This window comes from Candidatus Symbiopectobacterium sp. 'North America' (assembly GCF_015762685.1).
In the GTDB taxonomy this organism is placed as follows: domain Bacteria; phylum Pseudomonadota; class Gammaproteobacteria; order Enterobacterales; family Enterobacteriaceae; genus Symbiopectobacterium.
The window spans coordinates 23,506-43,618 of sequence record NZ_PEHF01000001.1 but is presented as its reverse complement, the minus strand read 5'-3'; the positions used below and the strand labels follow the sequence as shown (position 1 = coordinate 43,618).

Below are 20,113 nucleotides of genomic sequence, written 5' to 3'. Positions count from 1 at the left end.
AGTCAGGCCAGCAGTGGACACTGTGGCGGCAATCGGCAGGTTAAGGCTGCGGGCACGATGTCGATGCGGAATCGGTTGGTGCTTAACGGCTCGCTGTCCAGGTTAAAGGTGATGTTATCGGGCGCAACGATCTCCAGCCAGGGCAAGGTCGCGGCGATCACATTCGGGTTCTCGCTGCCAGTGAACAGCGCCTGAAGCATGTTAGGCAACAACTCCTTGGCTGAGAGTATGCGCAGTTGCAATTGCCCATCGTTGATCAGTGCTTCCGGGCACAGCGGTTGTATCGCCTGACCACTGAAAATCGGGGCCACAAATCTCGCAGCGCTCTGCGGTCAGCATATCCATACGCAGCAAAGCGTGCAGCACGTAAGATGCGCCTCCCTGTGCGGATTTCATCTTCGAGGGCGTTTCTGTGGTGATGCGAGTGGCAAAACCACCTGTCGCCATATTGATAAAATAGTGGCTGTCGTTGACGCAGGCGACATCGATCGGCGTCGCGTGCCCTTTTAACGCCAACGCTAATGCATGTTCGACATCAAGCGGGATCTGGCAACTGGTGGCAAAATCATTCGCTGTGCTGAGTGGGATGATCCCAAGCGTTGGACGCTGGGCTAGGGCACATTGTACCAGTGCGCTGGCGACCTCATTGATAGTGCCATCCCCACCGGCGGCAATCACATTATCCACCGTAAGTTGCACGGCTTCCTCGACGTAGCGTTTGGCATCACCGTGTTCCCAGGTCACGCGCACATGCAGCGTAAATCCGGCTTTTCTGTACTCTTGCACTGCGCTGCGCAATACGTCGTTATCGGTGTTTTTTCCGTTAAGAATCAGCACGGATACGGGATGATGTTGGCTCATGGCGTGCTCCTTTTTGCGCTGAAAAGAGGCAATGACAGGTATATACAGCGTAGCCAAAAATGGCCGAAAGCGGTATCGGAACAAGGGATAAAGCAGGAAAAAAGGCAAAGAAAAAGCCAGCCCAAGGGAGATTGAGCTGGCCAAGGAGGTGGTTCCTAGTAGTATCACTACGCTTATTTTTCGTTCTAGATTTTCTCAGCGACGCAATACTAACCAGATAGTAAGGGTATTGATGTGATCTGTTTCTAAAATTTGCGAAAAGTCGCAGATTGTGCCCCACGGTCATTCCCGCGCTGGCGGGAATCCCCCACAGGCTAAACGCATTTCTTCTGCGAGAGGTCCCCGGCTTTCGCCGAGGACGACACACAAGGGGATTGCGTTGCCTTACTCCGCATTGGGGTTACGGGTGGTCACGCCACTCGGCAGGTTACGCAGCAGTAACGCAAACTCCAGCGCCACGTCATCCGGCACTGGCAGGTACACGATATGCCCGTTCCCCGGTGCGACGTCGATAGATTCACCTTTGGCGTTTTGCAGCGCATCGAGAGTGAATTGAATGTTGCCGTTCGGCGTCATCATCTCCACTCTGTCACCGAGGGAGAACTTGTTTTTCACTGCCACTTCAGCCAATCCGTTACGCTGCTCGCGGGTAAATTCACCGACAAACTGCTGACGGTCCGATACCGAATAGCCGTATTCGTAGTTCTGGTAATCTTCATGAACGTGGCGACGCAGGAAACCTTCGGTATAGCCACGGTGCGCCAGACCTTCCAGCGTTTGCAGCAGTGTCGGATCGAAGGGTTTGCCTGCGGCGGCATCGTCGATTGCCTGACGGTAAACCTGTGCCGTGCGTGCACAGTAATAGAAGGATTTGGTGCGGCCTTCGATCTTGAGCGAGTGCACATGCATCTGGGTTAAACGTTCAACGTGCTGAATGGCGCGCAGATCGCGCGAGTTCATGATGTAGGTGCCGTGCTCATCTTCGAACGCACTCATGTACTCACCGGGGCGCAGGTTCTCTTCCAACATAAACACTTTGTCGGTCGGCTCACCAATACCCTGCGTGGGTTCTACATTCTGCACCGGAATCGGTTCATGCAGGTGAACGATATTGCCGGTATCGTCTTCTTTCCCTTCCTGCACTTTGTATTCCCAACGGCAGGCGTTGGTACAGGTACCCTGATTGGGGTCACGCTTATTGATATAACCGGAAAGCAGGCAGCGGCCAGAGTAGGCCATGCACAACGCGCCGTGCACGAAAATTTCCAGCTCCATGTCCGGTACCTGTTGGTGGATTTCGGCAATCTCTTCCAGTGACAGTTCGCGAGACAGGATCACGCGGCTCAGTCCCATCTGCTGCCAGAATTTCACCGTTGCCCAGTTCACCGCATTGGCTTGCACCGAAAGGTGAATTTGCATGTGTGGAAAGTTTTCTCTTACCAGCATGATCAGGCCGGGATCGGACATGATCAACGCATCCGGCCCCATATCAATCACGGGTTGAAGATCGCGCAGGAAGGTTTTTAGCTTGGCGTTATGCGGGGCGATATTCACCACCACGTAGAATTTTTTCCCCAGTTCGTGGGCTTCATTGATGGCGAGCGTCAGCGTCTGGTGGTTGAATTCGTTATTACGCACCCGCAGGCTGTAACGGGGTTGACCGGCATAAATCGCATCGGCGCCATATGCGAAGGCGTAGCGCATATTTTTCAGCGTATCGGCCGGAGAAAGCAGTTCCGGTTTAAACATGGTGTCTCTCTGGTCTGATCACAAGTCAGGAGGTTCCCCGAGGGAACAGTAAAGGAGGGGGATTCTAGCGCTAATGTCGGTAAAAATCAGCTAACGACGCAGAAAAAGTGTGGCTATTGCCCACGCGCTCGCTGGCGTGGGCAACGAGGATTACTTGTCGAGTCTGGTGCGGTTGTGCGCACGTTGTAAATCAACCTGCGGGCCGAGCGGTACAATGCCGGTCGGATTCAGCCAACGGATGCCGTAATAACCCGCTTTGATGTGGTCAATATTGACCGTCTCTTTGATGACCGGCCACTGGTAAAGCTCACGCAAGTAATTCGACAGATGAGGGTAATCTTCAATGCGGCGGATATTGCATTTGAACGCACCGTGATAGGCCACATCAAAGCGTACCAGGGTCACAAACAGCCGCCAGTAAGCCTCGGTAATGGTATCACCAGCAATATAGCGATGGGTCGCCAGATGCGTTTCAACGCGATCCAGCGTTTCGAACAGCGTTGTCACCGCGCTTTCGTAGTGCTATTGGGTTTTGGCAAAGCCGGTTTTGTACACGCCGTTGTTGTTGATGTGGTAAATCACTTCATTCCATTCATCAATGGTGGAGCGCAGTGCGAGGGGATAATAATCCTCATGATTACCGGTCAAGGTGTCAAACTGGCTGTTGAACAGACGAATGATATCAGCCGATTCGTTATTGACGATACGCCCTTCAATACGGTCCCACAGCACCGGTACTGAAACTTTACCGGTGTAATGAGCATCGCTGGCGGTATACAACTGATGCAGATAGCGTACGGGAGCAACGTGTTCGCCGGCATCTTGCGGAGTGGTAAACTCCCAGCCGTTATCCGCAATCACCGGTTGCGCAATGGACAGGGAAATAATATTTTCTAGTCCCTTGAGCTTGCGGAACATCAAAGTGCGTGATGCCCACGGGCAGAGATAAGAAACAAAAAGTTGATAGCGGCCTGCTTCTGGGATCAGCGTTGTTTGGCGAAACAGCGTTTCCTGACGCTGAAAGACCCCGTTTTTGATCTCTTCTGCGGCGACATCGCCATTGACCCATTGGCCATTTACTAAACCTGACATGATATAGCGTTCCCCGTCTTGACCGTTGTCGGTTAGACAAACCTAAAAAATAATCATAGTTATTGTTGTGACGTTATCCATGTTAACAGCCGGGAGAAAGCTTAACAGGGCAGATTTTTCATCAAGTCGAACAGTTTTTTTGACGAGCAGGCCTTAACGCTGGTTTCCCTGCGTGCCCGTACAACCATACCAGGGGGTAGTGCTAAGCTGTTCGGCCAGAAAATCGATAAAGCGTCTTACCTTGAGCGGCAGCAGTTTACGCGTCGGGTAGACGGAGTAAATATTCAGTGCCAGCGAGGTGTAATCGGGTAACACTTCGACCAGCGTGCCTGCGCGTAAATCTTCGCCCACAAGAAAATCCGGTTGCAGAATAATGCCCTGATGTGCCAGCGCGTCATAACGGCAGGTATCTCCGTTGTTAGCATGAATATGCGGTTGGGTTTTCACGGCGATAGCCTCACCGCCATCGTTGGGAGAGATGTGCCATTCATTACCCGGTGCCCAGTAGCTGTAAGAGATAACGTCGCGCAGTGCCAGCGGGTGTTGCGATGTACCGCGTTGCTCCAGATAGGCCGGTGAAGCACACAGCACCATGCGTGTTTTGGCGAGCGGGCGACAAACCAACATAGAGTTAGGCAATTGCGCGATGCGAATCACCACGTCGTAACCTTCTTCCACCAGATCCACCACGCGGTCGGACAGAACGATATCAAGTTTCACCTGCGGGTTCTCTTCCACAAATTTACCCCACAGTGGCGCGAGGTATTTCACGCCGAAGGTTTGCGGCGCTCCCACACGTAATCGCCCATGAACCTCCGCCGAGCACGCAGTAATTTCCGAGTCGGCCTCTTTTACCGATGCCAGCAACTCTTTACAGCGCAGATAGTAGTTCTGATCCTCATCTGTCAAAGATAATAGGCGCGTTGTGCGTTGCAACAGACGCACACCGAGGTACTCCTCCAACTCGGCAACGTGGCGTGACACCACCGGCTTAGATAACGCCACTGTATCCATGGCACCGACAAAACTGCCTGCCTCAACGACCGCAACAAATGTATTCATGGCCTGAAACTTGTCCATTCAACACTCCGCATGATTGTTTCTATATTAGAGATAATTCATCTCTAATCACCATATATATCTCTGATTATAAGACTTGTAAACTCCAAAACCATGAAGCGAAACCTGTGTTTCATTCATTAACTATATACATATCAACTAATTAACCAGGAGTTTCATCATGATTCTCACCGTTGTAGGTACCGGCAATATGGGGTCCAGTTTTGTTAAAAGTTTTACGCTGGCAGGGCATCAGGTACGCGTGACTGGGCGTGACCTTAACAAAGCACAGGCATTAGCCGCGCAGTTTCGCGGTGCACAAGCAGTGCCTGCCGCCGTTGCCGCGCAAGATGCGCAGGTGATTGTGCTGGCGACCGCCTACGGTGATGCGGTTAGCGCACTCTCTTCGCTGGGGGATATCAGCGGCAAAGTGATGATTGATATTACCAACCCGCTGTCTGCTGATTACATGAGCCTGACGCTTGGTCACAGCACGTCAGCCGCGGAAGAGATCGCCAACGCCTTCCCGGCGGTACGCATCGTTAAAGCGTTTAACACCACGTTTGCACAGGTGATAGCAGAAGGCCCAGCCTTTGCCGCAGGACAGGTTGCACCCGTGTTCTATGCCGGGGATGACGTTGAGGCTAAAGCGACTGTTCAGACCTTGATTGCCAGTACGGGCTTCAAACCGGTCGATGCCGGCACGCTGCGCAATGCCCGTTACCTCGAACCGTTGGCCGGTTTGAATATCTATTTTGGCTACGGCGCTGGGCTAGGCACCGATATCGTTCCGGCCTGGCTGAGCAGCGCATAAATAACAAATTACTACATTGACGAAACAGGAGAATGGAATGAAAAAAGTACTTAGCGTCGCGATCGCATCGCTGTTGATGGCTGGGGTTTGCGCTCCGTCGTTTGCTCAGGATCGTCCGGCCGACATCATCAGCCCGATAGCCGATCAGATTCTGCCGAACAAAGTCAGTGCTGCTGACGCGCGTAAAGCCGGGCGCGTGGCCTACGACAAGCCGACGCCCGAAAATACCATTATGTTGTTTATCGATCAGCAGGTAGGTTTGATGGCCAGTACCCGTGATTTCAATCAGGCATCCGGCTATAAAGCCAACGTGGTCGCGTTGGCCGAAATGGCGAAAGCGTTAAAGATTCCGGTGTTGATCACCTCGTCCAATGCGCAATGGCAAAACGGCGACACCCTGCCGGAACTGAAAGAGATCTTTAAAGATGAACCCATTTACCGCCGCACCGGGATCATCAATTCCTATGAAGATCCTTCATTCCGTAAAGCGTTGGAAGATCTGGTGAAAAAGACTGGTCGTACTCATATCATCATTTCCGGGGTAACGCTGGGTACCTGCGTTGCCTTCCCGACGCTCGCCATGTTGAATGACGGCTATCAGGTTTATCCCGTGGTGGATGCCTCTGGTGCCTGGAGTAAATATGAAGCGGATGCTGCGATGCAACGCATGACGGCAGCTGGCGCGCAGTTGGAAACGGTCTACGCGTTAGGGGCAGAGCTTCAAGCCGACTGGAAGAAACCCTCCGCCGACACCATGTTGAAGCCCTTTATCGACGGGCTGCCGGAATACGGTTGGATCTTGCAGAACTACTGGAACAACGCCAACAAACACACGGTGCCGGATCCGTTTGGTGTGGTGAAGTAAGCGGTTATCAACGGGTTCCCGCTTGTCGGGAACCTGAGTGTGTTAGACCACTTCACAGGATCCGGCTTCCCAGCGGTATCCCATGCCATAAACGGTGCGGATAAACGATGTCTGTTCGTCCAGTTGCTCCAGCTTGCGCCGCAGATTTTTGATATGGCTGTCGATGGTGCGATCGGTCACGACGCGGTAGTCATCGTAGAGCTTATCCAGCAGCGCTTCGCGCGAAAACACCTTACCGGGCTCTGTCGAAAGGGTTTTCAGAAGGCGAAACTCTGCCGGTGTCAGATCGAGCGGCTGTCCGAGGTAGCTGGCCTGAAAACGGCTGTTATCGATCTGCAAGGCGGCTTCCAGTCCCGCTTCGGGCGGCGGTGCAGACTGCCAGCGGCAGCGGCGTAGCAGGGTTTTCACCCGTACCACCACTTCCCGTGGGCTGTAGGGTTTGCAGATGTAATCATCCGCACCAATTTCTAATCCCAGCAGCCGGTCAATCTCCTCGCTACGCGCGGTAACCATGATAATCGGCATATTGGAAAACTGGCGGATGATGCGGCACAGCGTCAGACCATCGGTGCCTGGCAGCATCAAATCCAGCAGAATCAACGACGGTGAGTGCTCGCGCACCCAAGGCAACACCTCATCGCCGTGGGTGATCCAGTGTGTGTTGTATTCTGCGGCCTGAAGGTAGTCCACTAAAAGCTGGCCGAGCTTGGGCTCATCTTCAACAATCAGCACCTGCTCTGGCAGCGTCTCGTTCGATAAGGTTTCGGTCATCGGCGTTTCAGGATTCTGGTGGATGAAGCGGGAATTCGGCGGTCATCTGCAAACCACCGAGTAAGGAAGCGCTAGCATACAATCGTCCACCGTGGGCCTCAACGATATTCTTGCAGATAGCCAATCCCAGCCCTGAACCGCCGCTGGCGCGATTGCGTGACCGTTCTGCGCGGTAGAAACGATCGAAAATCCGAGCCAGTTGCTCGGCGTCGACGCCCGGCGCGCTGTCCTCCCATACCAGAGTGCACACGCTATTTTAAGTATGGGCACGGATCTGTAACTGTCCACCATTGTCAGTGTAGCGCAGGCTGTTCTCCAGCAGGTTGTTAAACAGCTGGCTGAGTCGGTCCGGATCGCCAAAGGCGCTGGCGCGCTCTGGCAACTGCGTGATGACCTCGATGTGTTTTTTCTGAAAGCGCTCGTTGAAGGACGCGACGCTGATATGCAGCAGTTGGATTAAATCCACGGAAACGCGGCGATAAGCGAGCGCGCCGACATCGGAGAGTGACAACTGATGCAGATCATCCACCAGTTTGGTCAGCGTGGAGACTTCGTTTTGCAACGAGAGCAGGGAGCTTGAATCCGCCTTGCGCACGCTATCCTGTATGGCTTCCAGCTCGCCGCTCAGTACCGCCAACGGCGTGCGCAGCTCATGGGAAATATCGGCCATAAAGGCGCGGCGTGACTGCTCGTTTTTTTCTAATGCGGTGGCGAGCTGGTTAAAATCTTGCGCCAGCCGGCCCAATTCATCGCGGGTATTGACCGGCACGCGTGCAGTAAACTCCCCGGCAGCCAGACGGTGGATCCCCTGCATCAGTCGTTTCACCGGTGCCAGCAGGCCGCGCGCCATCAGCCAGGTCACAATGATGGCGAGCAGCGTTGATAGCCCGACAATAAACCAACTAGTGCGCTGTTGCTGCCAGTCGAAATTGATATCCGCATCGCGCGTCAGGCGTTCACTGGGCGATGCCACCACCCAACCGACCACCATGCCCTGATGGCGAATGGCTTGCCAGGTGCTTTCGGCGGCAATCGGGGCTGGCGAACCAAACAGTCGGTTACGCTGGGCATCCAGCACCCAGAGCCGGACTCGCCAGCCGCGCATGCTGTTGCCGTCATCTTCATTCTGATCCATGGTGTGCAGCAGTTTGAACACCAAGCGTTCATTGTTGCGCAGGAACGCCCAGTCGCCGTACTGCGCATACTGCTCCTGTAATGCATCACGCAGTTGCTCGACGCGCTGCGCATTGCTTTGCTTGATGTAATCAACAAAGCCGCGTTCGAAGCTCATTCGGACGCCCCAATGCATGGTGATCAACACCAGCATGCAGGTGGCAAAAATGGCGAGAAACAGTTTAGTGGTAATGCCGAATCTCATCGTATCCTCACCTTTTTCCCGGCAGCACGTTCTGCTTGATCTGGTCCGGTGGCTCGCGCAGGAACAGCAGGGCGGGTAGCGCCAATATGACGGCCATACTCAGATAGGTATAATAGAGGAATACCTCAGCGGTTGTCGGGCTGGCGATGTCCAGCGTCCCCTGTTGGGCAAAAATACCAAGTAGAATGCCTGCCAGACTTACGCCGAGGCTCATGGAAAGCTGCATGGTCATCGACAGCAGGCTGTTGCCTCCGCTAGCGATGCTGTCCGGCAGATCTTTCAGCGTCAGGGTATTCATGGTTGAAAAACGCACTGAATTGGCAACGCCCACCAGTATTAACACCAGCGGCAGTAACCACAGCCAGTTCAGCAGCGCTGACGGTGGCAAACAGCAGGGTGCTGAGCGATAGCGCCAGGGTAGATACAATCAGGGCGGTACGGTAGCCCAAGCGGTTAATGATACTGACCACGATACGCTTGGTGCCCATGCTGCCGAGAATCATCGGGATCATCATCAACCCGGCATGAAACGGCGAGAATCCCATGCCCAGCTGTAAAAACAGCGGTTTGAGCGTAATAAACATCGAGCCTGCGTTGGTGCGCGAGCCGCCGGTAAAGCCCGTCACGTCATCCACCGCCGGATCGGCGCTGACTATCACCATAAAATCATGCAGCTTGTTGCTCATTGCCTGAAATGAAATGCTCTGATCGGCCTGAATGAAGCCCATCACGCGGCCAGTATCCTGTTCAGGGAAAAAGGTTTTGGGAATGGAGATATAGAGCCAGACGTTAAGCCCGATGGTGCCAATCAGAATGACCAGCACCCAGCGTGCGTGTTGCAACACCCAGCGTAACGAACGGCCATACTGCTGTTGTAACGCGACGAGCAGGCGACCAAAACCGCGCTTGCGCGGCTGGTTGTGTTTTTCATGGCTGCGCAGCAGGCGCGCGCACATCATTGGTGTCAGGGTGACGGAAATGATCAGCGAAATGGCTATCGCCGCAGACAGCGTGACGGTGAATTCACGAAAGTAGCGCCCCGGCAATCCGCCCATCAGCAGCAGCGGCAGGAACACCGCCACCAGCGACAGGCTCATCGCCAACACGGTAAAGCCGACCTCGCGCACCCCTTTCAGTGCGGCCTGCATCGGTTTCATGCCTGCTTCAATATGGCGTGAAATGTTCTCCAGCACTACGATGGCATCTTCCACCACTAATCCGGTGGCAATCGTCAGTGCCATCAGCGAAAGGTTATTCAGGCTGAAACCGCACAGGTACATGGCGGCGAAGGTGCCGACCAGCGACAGGGGCACCACGATACTTGGGATCAGCGTGGCGATGGCGTTGCGCAAAAACAGGTAAATAACCATAATCACCAGCGCAATCGCCAGCATCAGTTCAAACTGCACATCTTTCACTGACGCGCGGATACTGGCGGTGCGATCGGTCAGCGTAGTGACGGTTACTGATTTTGGCAGGCTGGCGGTTAACGTTGGCAGCAGATTACGCAGGCTGTCCGTGGTGGTGATCACGTTGGCACCCGGCTGGCGCTGGATGTTGATGATGATCGCCTGTTCACGGTTGGCCCAGGCTCCCAGGGCGGTGTTTTCCGGGGCTTGTTCCACGGTAGCGACATCGCGCAGCCGTACCGGTGCGCCATTGCGCCAGGCAATAATCAGCTGGCGATAATCCTCTGCGGACTTCATCTGGTCGTTGGCTGACAAGGTTACCGCGCGTGTCGGACCATCCAGGCTACCTTTGGCGGAGTTGACGTTGGCACTGGTGATGGCACTGGTGATGGCACTGCGCAGGGTTTCGCTATCCAGCCCGTAAGAGGCCTGCGCCATTTTCTGCGCGATACGGGTTTCCACCATATCCTGTACTTGCGTCATCGGCATGGCGCTGGACGCCACCGCCAGCGTCATGATCGGCGGATCGGCCGGATTGACCTTGCTGTAAATCGGTGGGTAGGGCAGATCGCTGGGCAACAAATTGTTGGCGGCGTTGATGGCGGCCTGCACGTCCTGCTCTGCGACATCCAACGGCAGCGTCAGTTGAAATTGCAGGGTGATCACCGATGCGCCGCCGGAGCTTTGCGTCGACATCTGTTTCAGCCCTGACATTTGCCCGAACTGACGCTCAAGGGGGCGGTGATCGCAGACGCAATCACATCCGGGCTGACTCCAGGGTAGAGTGTCACCACCTGAATGGTTGGGTAATCCACCTCTGGCAGCGCGGAGACCGGTAATGCCCGATAGCCAATAATCCCCGCCAGTAGGATCGCCAGCGTCAACAGGGTGGTGGCGATAGGGCGCAGGATAAACAGACGGGATGGGCCTCCGCCTGCCGGAATCTCCCCTTGCATCAGGGGTTCTCCCCGCGCGTGGCGTGTTTGGATGGCGGTGTGGTGGTGGTGTTAGCGGCGCTAATCACTTCCACCTGTGCCCCTTCGGTTAAGCGGTCGATACCGTCGGTGACCACGCGATCGCCCTCATTTAGGCCGGCTGTCACCACCATCTCCTGGCCATATTGAATACCGACGGTCACGCTGTGTTTACTGACCTGACTTTTCTCATTCAGCACCCAGACAAAACGTCCTTCGCTGCCCATCTGAATGGCGGACAGTGGCACCAGCAGCGCATTTTGCAAGGTGGTAACTTGCATGCGCACATTGACAAACTGGTTGGGAAACAAGGCGTCATCGCTATTTTCAAAGCGGGCTTTCAGCTTGATGGTACCGGTGGTGGCATCAATCTGGTTATCCATGCTGAGCAGGCTGCCTTGTGACAGCTTGTGCTGGTTGGCGCGATCCCAGGCCTCAACTGGTACGGCTTGGCCCGATTTCTGTGCGCTCAGCACCGTGGCGATATCACCTTCCGGTAACGTGAAGATGACATCAATCGGATACGTTTGGGTCAACACCACAATGCCGGTGCTGTCGCCGCTGGTGATGTAGTTGCCCACATCCACCTGTTTAAGCCCCACGCGGCCATTGATCGGCGAGGTAATACGGCTATAGGTGAGCTGCAATTCGGCGCTGGCGACCGAACCTTCATCGGCCTTGACCGTGCCTTCAGCCTGATGCACCTGTGCCGCCTGTGCATCCAGTTCCTGACGGGAAATCAGGTTGGTTTTAATCAGTTGCTGGTAACGTGCCAGATCCTGACGCGCATTGGCCAGCGCGGCCTGATCTTTCGCCAATTGCCCTTGTGCCTGCGTCAGCGCCACCTGATAGGGGCGTGGGTCGATTTCTGCCAGCAGATCGCCTGCCTTGACCTTTTGTCCTTCCTGAAAATGCAGCGCCATCAGTTCGCCGTTAACCCGGCTGTGCACCGTCACGGTATTGGCAGCGGTAATGGTGCCCAACCCCGAAAGGTAATACGGCACCGCTGCGGTGCGCGTGGTCGCTGCCTGTACGGGGGGCAATGCGCGCATGGCGGAACGCCGTCCGCCACCGTTGCCTGCATTGCGCGCGGGGGCACTGGTATTACTGGCTTCCTGACGGGCTGAAGGGGCTGCCGTCGGCGCATCGGCGGGGCGCAAGTAACGCCAGATGACAACGGCGGCGATAACCGCGAACGCAAGCAACAGCAGACGAAAAAGACGAGTGGTATTCATCATGGTTTACGAATCGAGTGGCAGCCAGTATTAACACAATGAGCGTAGTCTACTGTGTTTTACTCAAATAATAATGAAGGAAATGTGGAAGAAATGTCAGGGTTTGTAGCGGATAGCGGGCGACCGTATGGCCGCCCGACGATCGTCATGGCAAATTACAGCACCAGCCCGGCGATTGAGGCAGAGAGAATGCTGACCAAGGTAGAGCCGTAGACCAACTTCAGGCCGAAGCGAGACACCACGTTACCCTGATTCTCGTTTAACCCTTTGATAGCACCGGCAATGATGCCGATAGAAGATAAGTTGGCGAACGACACCAGGAACACGGAGAGGATCCCGACGCTGCGCGGTGACAACTGGCTCGCCACTTTTTGCAGTTCCAGCATGGCAACGAATTCGTTAGACACCAGCTTGGTCGCCATGATGCTGCCGACTTGCAACGCTTCACTGGCAGGAATCCCCATGATCCAGGCGAAGGGGAAGAACACATAGCCCAACATTTCCTGGAAGCTGATACCAAAAATGGCGCTGAAAATCGCGTTTACCATGGCAATCAGCGCGATAAAGCCGATCAGCATAGCGGCGACGATACAGGCCACTTTGAAACCGTCAAGAATGTATTCCCCCAGCATTTCAAAGAAGCTTTGGTTTTCATGCAGATCGCGCAGTTGCAGCTCGGGTTCGGCATCTACTTTATATGGGTTGATCAATGACAACACAATAAAGGTGCTGAACATATTCAGAATAAGCGCCGCCACCACGTATTTGGAATCCAGCATGGTCATGTAGGCACCAACAATAGACATCGACACCGTCGACATCGCCGTGGCAGCCATGGTGTACATGCGTTTTTCCGACATCTTGCCCAGAATATCTTTATAGGCAATGAAGTTTTCCGATTGGCCCAGAATCAGCGAGCTGACCGCGTTAAACGACTCCAGTTTCCCCATGCCGTTCACCTTGGACAGCACCGTACCGATGGCGCGAATCACGATAGGCAGCACCTTGATGTGTTGCAGGATCCCGATCAATGCCGAGATAAACACAATAGGGCACAACACTTTGAAGAAGAAGGAGATCAGATTCTTTTCGTGGTTGACCATATCGCCAAACACGAAATTGGTCCCTTGTCCGGCAAACCCCAGCAATTTATCAAAGACGGCGGCAAACCCTTTTACGAAGCCCAGGCCCACGTTGGAATACAAAAAGAACCAGGCGAGCAGAATTTCAATCACTAACAGCTGAATAATAAAACGGATACGAATGCTTTTACGGTCGCGGCAGACAAGCAGCGCTAAACCGGCAACGACAGGCAGTGCCAACGCAAATTGCGCAATATGGGTCATGAGAGCTCCGAATAGTAGGCGGGGTAACGTTTCCCTCGCCATTCTAGGTAACGAAAAAGTTAAAAATGCGATAAAACACGCAAAAGTATCATTATATCGTGGGAATAGCGCTAAGTTGAATAGCTTATCGCAGGGAGGTGGGTGGGAATGGTAAGCAAACGTAACCAATAAGAGCGTGGGCAACCCGGTTTGGGGATGCCCATATCGCCAGCTAACGGGAGTTAACGAGCCTGGGTGAGGGACTGTACCGAGTGGCGACGTACCAGCGTCGGCGTAAAGGTATTGGTTACCGCCGTCAGCGCCTGGCCTTGTGCCAGCGCAATCGCCAACTCGGCGGCTTGCGTCGACATGGCTATCACCGGGTAGCGGATGGTAGTCAAACGTGGGCGCAAGTAGCGCGCGATAAGCACGTCGTCAAAACCTATCAGGGATACGGCTTGTGGCACCTCAATGCCGTTGTCGCTCAATACTGCCAATGCGCCCACCGCCATCGAGTCGTTGTAACACACCACGGCGCTGAAAGGCACGCCGCGACTCAGCAGTTCGCGCATCGCCGCCGGTTTCATCCGGCGCGGCGCGGGCGATAAGCCGGCTATCCAGCGAAATGCCTTGGTCGTGCAGGGCGGTGCTGTAGCCCTGTAAGCGATCGTCGGCGTCAGAAATCGGGTGATCGGAACAGAGAAAGGCAATGGCGCGATGCCTGGCTGGCTTTAGGCGAGTCATTGATGGCCCGTGAAACCGTTGCCACGGAGACGCCGGCCAGGCGCGCAACATCCTTTATGGTTGCCATCGGTGGTTTCCCTGTCTGTATTGATGGTTATTTGTTTATGTGATCGGTATCAATATCAATCGCGCGTGTCGCTATTCTCATTTATCACGCTTACTGCCTACAATGAGGGTAATCGTTTACACAGCGTTTGCAACTGGCTTTTTTGCGATTTTTATCGCGCCATGTGAAAACAAATTATACCCCATGCGCCCGTCAACGTACCAAAGGTATCGCTGCAGTTTAAGGAGTGTCAGGAATGTCATTCAATCCCACAGAGCACCCGCATCGTCGTTACAATCCGCTTAGCGGTGAATGGGTGCTGGTTTCTCCCCATCGCTCTAAACGCCCCTTGCAGGGCCAGCAGAATGAGCCGGACAAGCGTCTGTTACCGGCTCACGATCCGGATTGTTTTCTCTGCGCAGGCAACCGTCGCGTTACCGGGGAGGTGAACCCGAATTACACCCACACCTATGTGTTTCGCAATGATTTTTCAGCGCTGATGGAGCAAACCCCCGCGTTGGCGGCAAGTGACGATCCGTTGTTTCAAACGCAAAGCGTACAGGGCACTAGTCGTGTTATCTGCTTCTCACCTGACCACAGCAAAACGTTGCCGGAACTCTCACTGGCTGCGCTGGCACAGGTTGTCGCCGCCTGGTGCGAACAAACAGAAATACTGGGGAAACAGTACCCGTGGGTTCAGGTGTTTGAAAACAAAGGCGCGATGATGGGATGTTCTAACCCGAATCCGCATGGGCAAGTGTGGGCCAACAGCTTTTTACCCACCGATATCGCCAAAGAAGACGGGCAGCAGCGCGCCTATTTTGAACGCCATGGCACGTCACTCTTGCTGGATTATGCCCAGCGCGAACAGGCGGAGCAGGTGCGCTGTGTGGTGGAAACGGAACACTGGCTGGCGGTAGTGCCCTATTGGGCTGCCTGGCCGTTTGAAACGCTGCTGCTGCCGCACAGCGCAGCGATTTGTGTCTGGCGCTGAAAAAGCTAACCAGCCGTTACGATAATCTGTTTCAGTGCGCGTTTCCCTATTCCATGGGCTGGCACGGTGCGCCGTTTATTAAAGGCGATAACGCCCACTGGCAACTGCATGCGCATTTCTATCCGCCCCTGCTGCGTTCAGCCAGCGTGCGGCAACAGGTGGATGCCGTGTTCAACGCCACCTTTGGCTATGCGCCTGCGGTTCAGGTGCAGGCTCCCGGGCGCGTCAACCTGATCGGTGAGCACACGGATTACCACGACGGGTTTGTGTTGCCCTGCGCCATTGATTACCACACGGTGATTGCTGCCGCCCCGCGTGCCGACAGTCTGGTTCGGGTGGTGGCCGTCAACATGGAAGAGCAGCAGGACAGCTTTGACTTAACGCAGACGATTGAACCGCATCCACAGTATCTCTGACCGAACTATATTCGCGGTGTGGTGAAGTATCTGCTGGCGCGCGGATTGACCTTGGGCGGCGTGGATATGGTCATTGCCGGAAACGTGCCAACCGGTGCCGGGCTCAGTTCCTCCGCCTCACTGGAAGTAGCGGTCGGGCAGGTGTTTAAAACGCTCTATGCGTTACCGCTCAGCCCGTTGGATCTGGCGCTGAACGGCCAGCAGGCAGAAAACCACTTTGTCGGCTGTAACTGCGGCATCATGGATCAGTTTATTTCCGCGCAGGGCGTTGCGGGCCATGCGTTGTTGATTGACTGCCGTTCGTTGCAAGGCACGGCGGTGCCGATCCCGCCGGGATTGGATGTTCTGATCATTAACTCTAACGTGCGGCGTGGGCTGGTGGACAGCGAATACAACACCCGGCGCGCGCAGTGTGAGGCGGCAGCGCGGCATTTTGGTGTGAAAGCACTGCGCGATGTCTCACTGGCACAGTTTGAAGCCCACCGTGCGGGGCTGGATGCGATAGTGGCACAGCGTGCGCGCCATATCGTTACCGAAAACCAGCGTACGCTGGAAGCCGCAGCGGCGCTCACGGTGGGCGATATCCCGCGTATTTCCCGTCTGATGGCGGAATCGGACCACTCAATGCGTGACGATTTTGCCATTACGGTGCCGCCCATCGACACGCTGGTTGCGCTGATTGACGACTATATCGGTGAGTGCGGCGGGGTACGCATGACCGGCGGCGGTTTCGGCGGCTGTGTGGTCGAGCTGTTGCCTGCTGTGTTAACGGCAGAGGTGTGCGAGCGGGTGGCGCGGGATTATCCGGCCCGCACCGGACTGCCACCTACGCTTCACATCTGCCAGCCGTCAGCCGGGGCAGGAGTGTTGCCTGCATCAGGGCAGTAAAAACAGGGTCGCCAGCCCGAGGAAGATAAAAAAGCCGCCGGTATCGGTGATCGCGGTGATCATCACGCTGGAGCCGACGGCGGGATCGCGACCCAGTTTTACCATTGCCAGCGGAATCGTTACCCCCATGGTGGCGGCCAGCAGTAAGTTGAGCAGGATAGCCAGCATCATGACGCCGCCCATGGCGATGTTGCCGTACAGCAGCACGGTGATGACGGCGAGCACGGCACCCCACACCAGGCCATTGACGACGGCAACGCCCAACTCTTTAAACAGTAAGGTAGATTTTTTGCCGTGATCCAACTGGTGCAACGCCAGCGCGCGCACGATCATGGTGATGGTTTGATTGCCAGTATTGCCGCCGATGCCAGCGACAATCGGCATCAACGTTGCCAGCGCCACCAGATGTGCCAGCGTGTCTTCGAACAAGCCAATAACCCGGGACGCGATCAAGGCGGTGCAGAGGTTTATGGCCAGCCAGCCTGAACGATTTTTTACCGCCGTGGCCACTGGCGCATAGACATCTTCTGACGCCGTCAACCCGCCGGAGCGGCGCAGATGGTAATCGCTGGTACGATTAACCCGATCCAGAATATCTTCCACGGTGACGCGTCCCAACAGCTTGCCTTTGCTGTCGACAACGGCGGCGGAAATCAGATCGTAGCGTTCGAACGCACTGGCGACATCATCAGTTTCCGTTTCCGGTTCGAACAGGATCGGCTCCGGATCCATTGCCTGCTCAACCCGTGTGTTTGGCTTGTGCAGCAGAATATTGGTCAGCGTGAGCTCACCCAGCAGGCGGTTTTTACGATCGGTGACAAACAGTTTGTCGGTAGCGTCGGGGATTACCTTATGCCAACGCAGAAAACGTTGTACTACTGCCAGTGTAACGTCCGGTCGTACCGTCAGCAGATTGAAATCAACCAGATAACCGACAGAATCTTCGTCGTACTGGATGGTTTCTCGCAGTTGTGCCCGCTGGCGGGGTTCCAGCGCGGTGAGAATACGACCCAGCAGGTGGCGCGGCAGGCGACGTGCTAACTGCGCCTGCTCATCGATATCCAGTGGACGAATGGCGCGCAGGATATCTTTGTCACTCATCTGGGCGATTAGGCCATCAGAAATGGTGTCCGAGGCCTCATACAATACAAAACCACGTTTATCGAGCGGTGTCAGGCACCATAGCGCCTGTCGCGCTTCGGGCGGCAGCGATTCCAGCAGGTCAGCAAGGTCAGCAGCATGTAATTCGGTAAGCAGCGTACAGATCTCGGCGGTGTGGTCGAGAAGCCGCTTTTTTTCATACTCAGCAACCGGGGGTTGCTGAGTGATGATGCTTTCCACCAGCGCAGGATCGTCCAGCAACAACAATGAAATGCGACGGCGAATGGCCGAGAGTTTTTTGACGCTTGGCATGATTATTTTTCTCAGTCGGTATCTCGTGACACGCACACGGCACCCATTATCTCCGTGGGCCGCGTAATGCTGCAATAGTGTAATCCTAGCACAGAGTGGCCGCTAAGGCAGAGCAACCTGATGAAAAAAATCTTAGGGAAGAAAAGGATAATAGCAAGGCTTCCCGCAATGCAGGATAACGAAGATGATCGAAAATGTGGCGCTCAGAGGAGCAAAACAGCGCGTGCGCTACTCTTTTTTAACGAAGGGAAGCGTCGGGTTGACCGGCGATGATTTCAGCGTTTGTTCGATACGTTGCTGTTTATCTTGATGATGGAAAAAGGCACTAACGGAGGAGTAAGCGAAACGGCCTACGAGGATAAAGAAACTGATCAGGAGAATCGCTTGCGCAATTCGCGAACCGCTTCGTCTCTCGCGGGACGATCGTCGCTTGTGTATCAGGGTAGCCATTATTATCACTCTCGTATCCGCGCTTATGCGCAGTTTCTATTTATTCACAATTGATGAAGTTGGTCAATCCTTCGACTTACTTTTGTGAACCTGATGGATTTCGCCGAGCGCGGTGTCGTGAATATTTGCGGTTTCTGTGCCATACATAATAAATCGGCGCAACGCCGGTCATTGATATCGACACTAAAAATAAGCCTTGCTTATCAACACTGATAGGAGGAAGTGATGTTCGTTGTTTTGACACAGCAAACCTAACCTGCCCTTAAATGGAATACGGAGCGGCTTCCAATGCAGATACTTCACCGCATTTCGATACGTAATAAATTCCTCCTCGCGCTATTACCATGCTACTGGCATTGCTGTGGCTCAGCGTATTTGGAATTAATGAGCGTCGTCAGACAGAACGTGAAATGAACCGGATGGAAAAGCAGATCCAGTTAGCGCGAGATGCGGGAGAGTTGGTGCACCAACTGCAACGGGAACGAGGGATGAGCGCCGGTTATTTTGGCAGTCAGGGCAACGCCTTTGGACCCGAATTGCAGACTTAGCGTCAGAATACGGATAAAGCCGCTACCGCTTTCCAGCAACGTTATCGCGACATGGATACTACTTGGCTCGGCGGCGATGTAGCTAAAAACTTTACTCAGGTGGCTGATTCTCTCAAGACACTGGACTCGCTCAGAGATCAGGTAAACAGCATGTCGATACCGGTGAACATCGCACCGGGCGCCTATAGCGAAAAAGTAGCGACGTTGTTGGAAGGCATTGGTTTGATGGCGCATTTGGTGCGCGATGTGGGGATCACCCAGCAAATTACCGCTTATTACAGCCTGCTGAATGCCAAGGAGCAGGCTGGGATTGAGCGCGCGGTGTTGGCTAACGTTTTTTCTGCCAATCGTTTTGGCGAGGGTATGTTTGTTCGCCTGAATCAATTGGTGGGACGCGGCGACGCCTATATTGCCAGCTTCATAGCCCTGGCATCGGAATCACTGCGTCAGGCGTTTGACCGCGCGATAAGTTCCAGCCAAGCACAAGACGCGCAGGCGCTGCGCCAACGGGCGATTGCCGCACTGCAAGGGGAATGGAATATCGATGGTGCTCAATGGTTTTCATTGCAAACACAAAAAATCGAACAGCTTAAAAGTATCGAAGAATAGGCAGTTACCACGCTGCTTGGCGATGTCCAGCGCTTGTCTGCCAGTGCACAGCGGGCCTGGATCACCTACCTGAGCGGCACGCTACTGGCGATTGGGCTGGCGCTGGCAGCGATGATCGATGACAGCCTTTCCAGCGTGGAGGAGGGCAGTGCGCTGGTATCACAGTCTCATCACGGATTACATGAGATTATCGACGGTACCAGCAAAGTAAAAGCACTGGTGGGGGATATCGCCATTGCGGCGGGCGAGCAATCGCTGGGGATCGCCCAGATCAATGTAGCATTGAGCCAGTTGGAGCAGGTCACCCAGCAGAATGCCACGCTGGTGGCTGAAGCCTCGATGGCGAGTCAGATGCTGGATGGCCAAGTGGCGGATATGACAGAACTGGTCGGGCGTTTTCACGTAGACGTTTCCGAATCGGTTGCAGATAATGCCCCTTTGCTCCTGGCAGACGCCTAGTGTCTCGGAAAAGG

General features: G+C 54.7%; 12 protein-coding genes and 8 pseudogenes. 6 read left to right on the top strand and 14 right to left on the bottom strand.

The window, feature by feature from the left end; translation table 11 throughout:
• Positions 1 to 2: 2 nt before the first annotated feature.
• From yegS to CS369_RS00185, 4 genes and pseudogenes are all read right to left on the bottom strand, one after another.
• A pseudogene (yegS, locus tag CS369_RS00200) lies at positions 3 to 861 on the bottom strand (lipid kinase YegS).
• A 384-nt stretch (positions 862 to 1,245) separates the two neighbouring features.
• A complete protein-coding gene (gene yegQ, locus CS369_RS00195; RefSeq protein WP_196905537.1) occupies positions 1,246 to 2,610 on the bottom strand; it encodes a tRNA 5-hydroxyuridine modification protein YegQ in 1,365 nt (454 codons plus the stop codon).
• Between the two features lie 150 nt (positions 2,611 to 2,760).
• Positions 2,761 to 3,702, bottom strand: a pseudogene (locus CS369_RS00190) (glutathione S-transferase family protein).
• Between the two features lie 153 nt (positions 3,703 to 3,855).
• Positions 3,856 to 4,782, bottom strand: coding sequence for a LysR family transcriptional regulator (locus CS369_RS00185; RefSeq protein WP_196905536.1), 927 nt, complete (start codon positions 4,780 to 4,782; stop codon positions 3,856 to 3,858).
• 160 nt (positions 4,783 to 4,942) lie between these two features.
• On the opposite strand from CS369_RS00185, the gene CS369_RS00180 reads away from it, so the two are divergent.
• The gene (locus CS369_RS00180) at positions 4,943 to 5,575 is read left to right on the top strand and encodes an NADPH-dependent F420 reductase (RefSeq protein WP_196905535.1); all 633 of its coding nucleotides are present in this window, start codon (positions 4,943 to 4,945) and stop codon (positions 5,573 to 5,575) included.
• A gap of 37 nt (positions 5,576 to 5,612) precedes the next feature.
• Positions 5,613 to 6,440 (top strand): isochorismatase family protein, encoded by an 828-nt coding sequence (locus tag CS369_RS00175; protein ID WP_244664670.1) that lies wholly within the window; start codon positions 5,613 to 5,615, stop codon positions 6,438 to 6,440.
• Between the two features lie 42 nt (positions 6,441 to 6,482).
• Here the strand turns inward: CS369_RS00175 and baeR are convergent, their stop codons facing one another.
• The 8 genes and pseudogenes from baeR to CS369_RS22675 all read right to left on the bottom strand — a co-directional run bounded on the left by baeR (position 6,483) and on the right by CS369_RS22675 (position 14,343).
• The gene (gene baeR, locus CS369_RS00170) at positions 6,483 to 7,211 is read right to left on the bottom strand and encodes a two-component system response regulator BaeR (protein WP_196905534.1); all 729 of its coding nucleotides are present in this window, start codon (positions 7,209 to 7,211) and stop codon (positions 6,483 to 6,485) included.
• 7 nt (positions 7,212 to 7,218) lie between these two features.
• Positions 7,219 to 8,589 (bottom strand): annotated as a pseudogene (gene baeS, locus CS369_RS00165) (two-component system sensor histidine kinase BaeS).
• Positions 8,590 to 8,596: 7 nt separating this feature from the next.
• Positions 8,597 to 8,887, bottom strand: a complete 291-nt coding sequence (locus tag CS369_RS24960; protein WP_196905533.1) for a hypothetical protein — start codon at positions 8,885 to 8,887, stop codon at positions 8,597 to 8,599.
• 262 nt (positions 8,888 to 9,149) lie between these two features.
• A pseudogene (locus CS369_RS00155) lies at positions 9,150 to 10,954 on the bottom strand (efflux RND transporter permease subunit); the annotation flags it as partial.
• Positions 10,954 to 12,207: an MdtA/MuxA family multidrug efflux RND transporter periplasmic adaptor subunit gene (locus tag CS369_RS00150; protein WP_196905618.1), complete on the bottom strand. Its 1,254-nt coding sequence runs from the start codon at positions 12,205 to 12,207 to the stop codon at positions 10,954 to 10,956. The gene CS369_RS00150 and the pseudogene CS369_RS00155, both read right to left, overlap by 1 nt.
• A gap of 155 nt (positions 12,208 to 12,362) precedes the next feature.
• A complete protein-coding gene (locus CS369_RS00145) occupies positions 12,363 to 13,553 on the bottom strand; it encodes a NupC/NupG family nucleoside CNT transporter (protein WP_196905532.1) in 1,191 nt (396 codons plus the stop codon).
• Between the two features lie 221 nt (positions 13,554 to 13,774).
• Positions 13,775 to 14,252 (bottom strand): annotated as a pseudogene (locus CS369_RS00140) (substrate-binding domain-containing protein); the annotation flags it as partial.
• Positions 14,209 to 14,343, bottom strand: coding sequence for a LacI family DNA-binding transcriptional regulator (locus CS369_RS22675; RefSeq protein WP_244664669.1), 135 nt, complete (start codon positions 14,341 to 14,343; stop codon positions 14,209 to 14,211). The gene CS369_RS22675 and the pseudogene CS369_RS00140, both read right to left, overlap by 44 nt.
• Positions 14,344 to 14,578: 235 nt before the next feature.
• On the opposite strand from CS369_RS22675, the pseudogene galT reads away from it, so the two are divergent.
• Together galT and galK are read left to right on the top strand one after the other, a co-directional pair.
• Positions 14,579 to 15,471, top strand: a pseudogene (gene galT / locus CS369_RS00135) (galactose-1-phosphate uridylyltransferase); the annotation flags it as partial.
• Positions 15,445 to 16,620: pseudogene (gene galK, locus CS369_RS00130) on the top strand (galactokinase). The pseudogenes galT and galK, both read left to right, overlap by 27 nt.
• Here the strand turns inward: galK and mgtE are convergent.
• Positions 16,609 to 18,033: a magnesium transporter gene (gene mgtE / locus CS369_RS00125; RefSeq protein ID WP_196905531.1), complete on the bottom strand. Its 1,425-nt coding sequence runs from the start codon at positions 18,031 to 18,033 to the stop codon at positions 16,609 to 16,611. The pseudogene galK and the gene mgtE sit on opposite strands and share 12 nt — an antisense overlap.
• Positions 18,034 to 18,261: 228 nt before the next feature.
• Positions 18,262 to 18,483: a YfgG family protein gene (locus CS369_RS00120; RefSeq protein ID WP_196905530.1), complete on the bottom strand. Its 222-nt coding sequence runs from the start codon at positions 18,481 to 18,483 to the stop codon at positions 18,262 to 18,264.
• Between the two features lie 344 nt (positions 18,484 to 18,827).
• Here CS369_RS00120 and CS369_RS22665 point away from each other — a divergent pair.
• Both CS369_RS22665 and CS369_RS22660 read left to right on the top strand, forming a co-directional pair.
• A pseudogene (locus tag CS369_RS22665) lies at positions 18,828 to 19,640 on the top strand (nitrate- and nitrite sensing domain-containing protein).
• A gap of 33 nt (positions 19,641 to 19,673) precedes the next feature.
• Positions 19,674 to 20,099 carry a methyl-accepting chemotaxis protein gene (locus CS369_RS22660; protein WP_244664666.1) on the top strand — a complete coding sequence of 142 codons (426 nt, stop codon included), beginning with the start codon at positions 19,674 to 19,676 and terminating at the stop codon, positions 20,097 to 20,099.
• Positions 20,100 to 20,113: the final 14 nt, after the last annotated feature.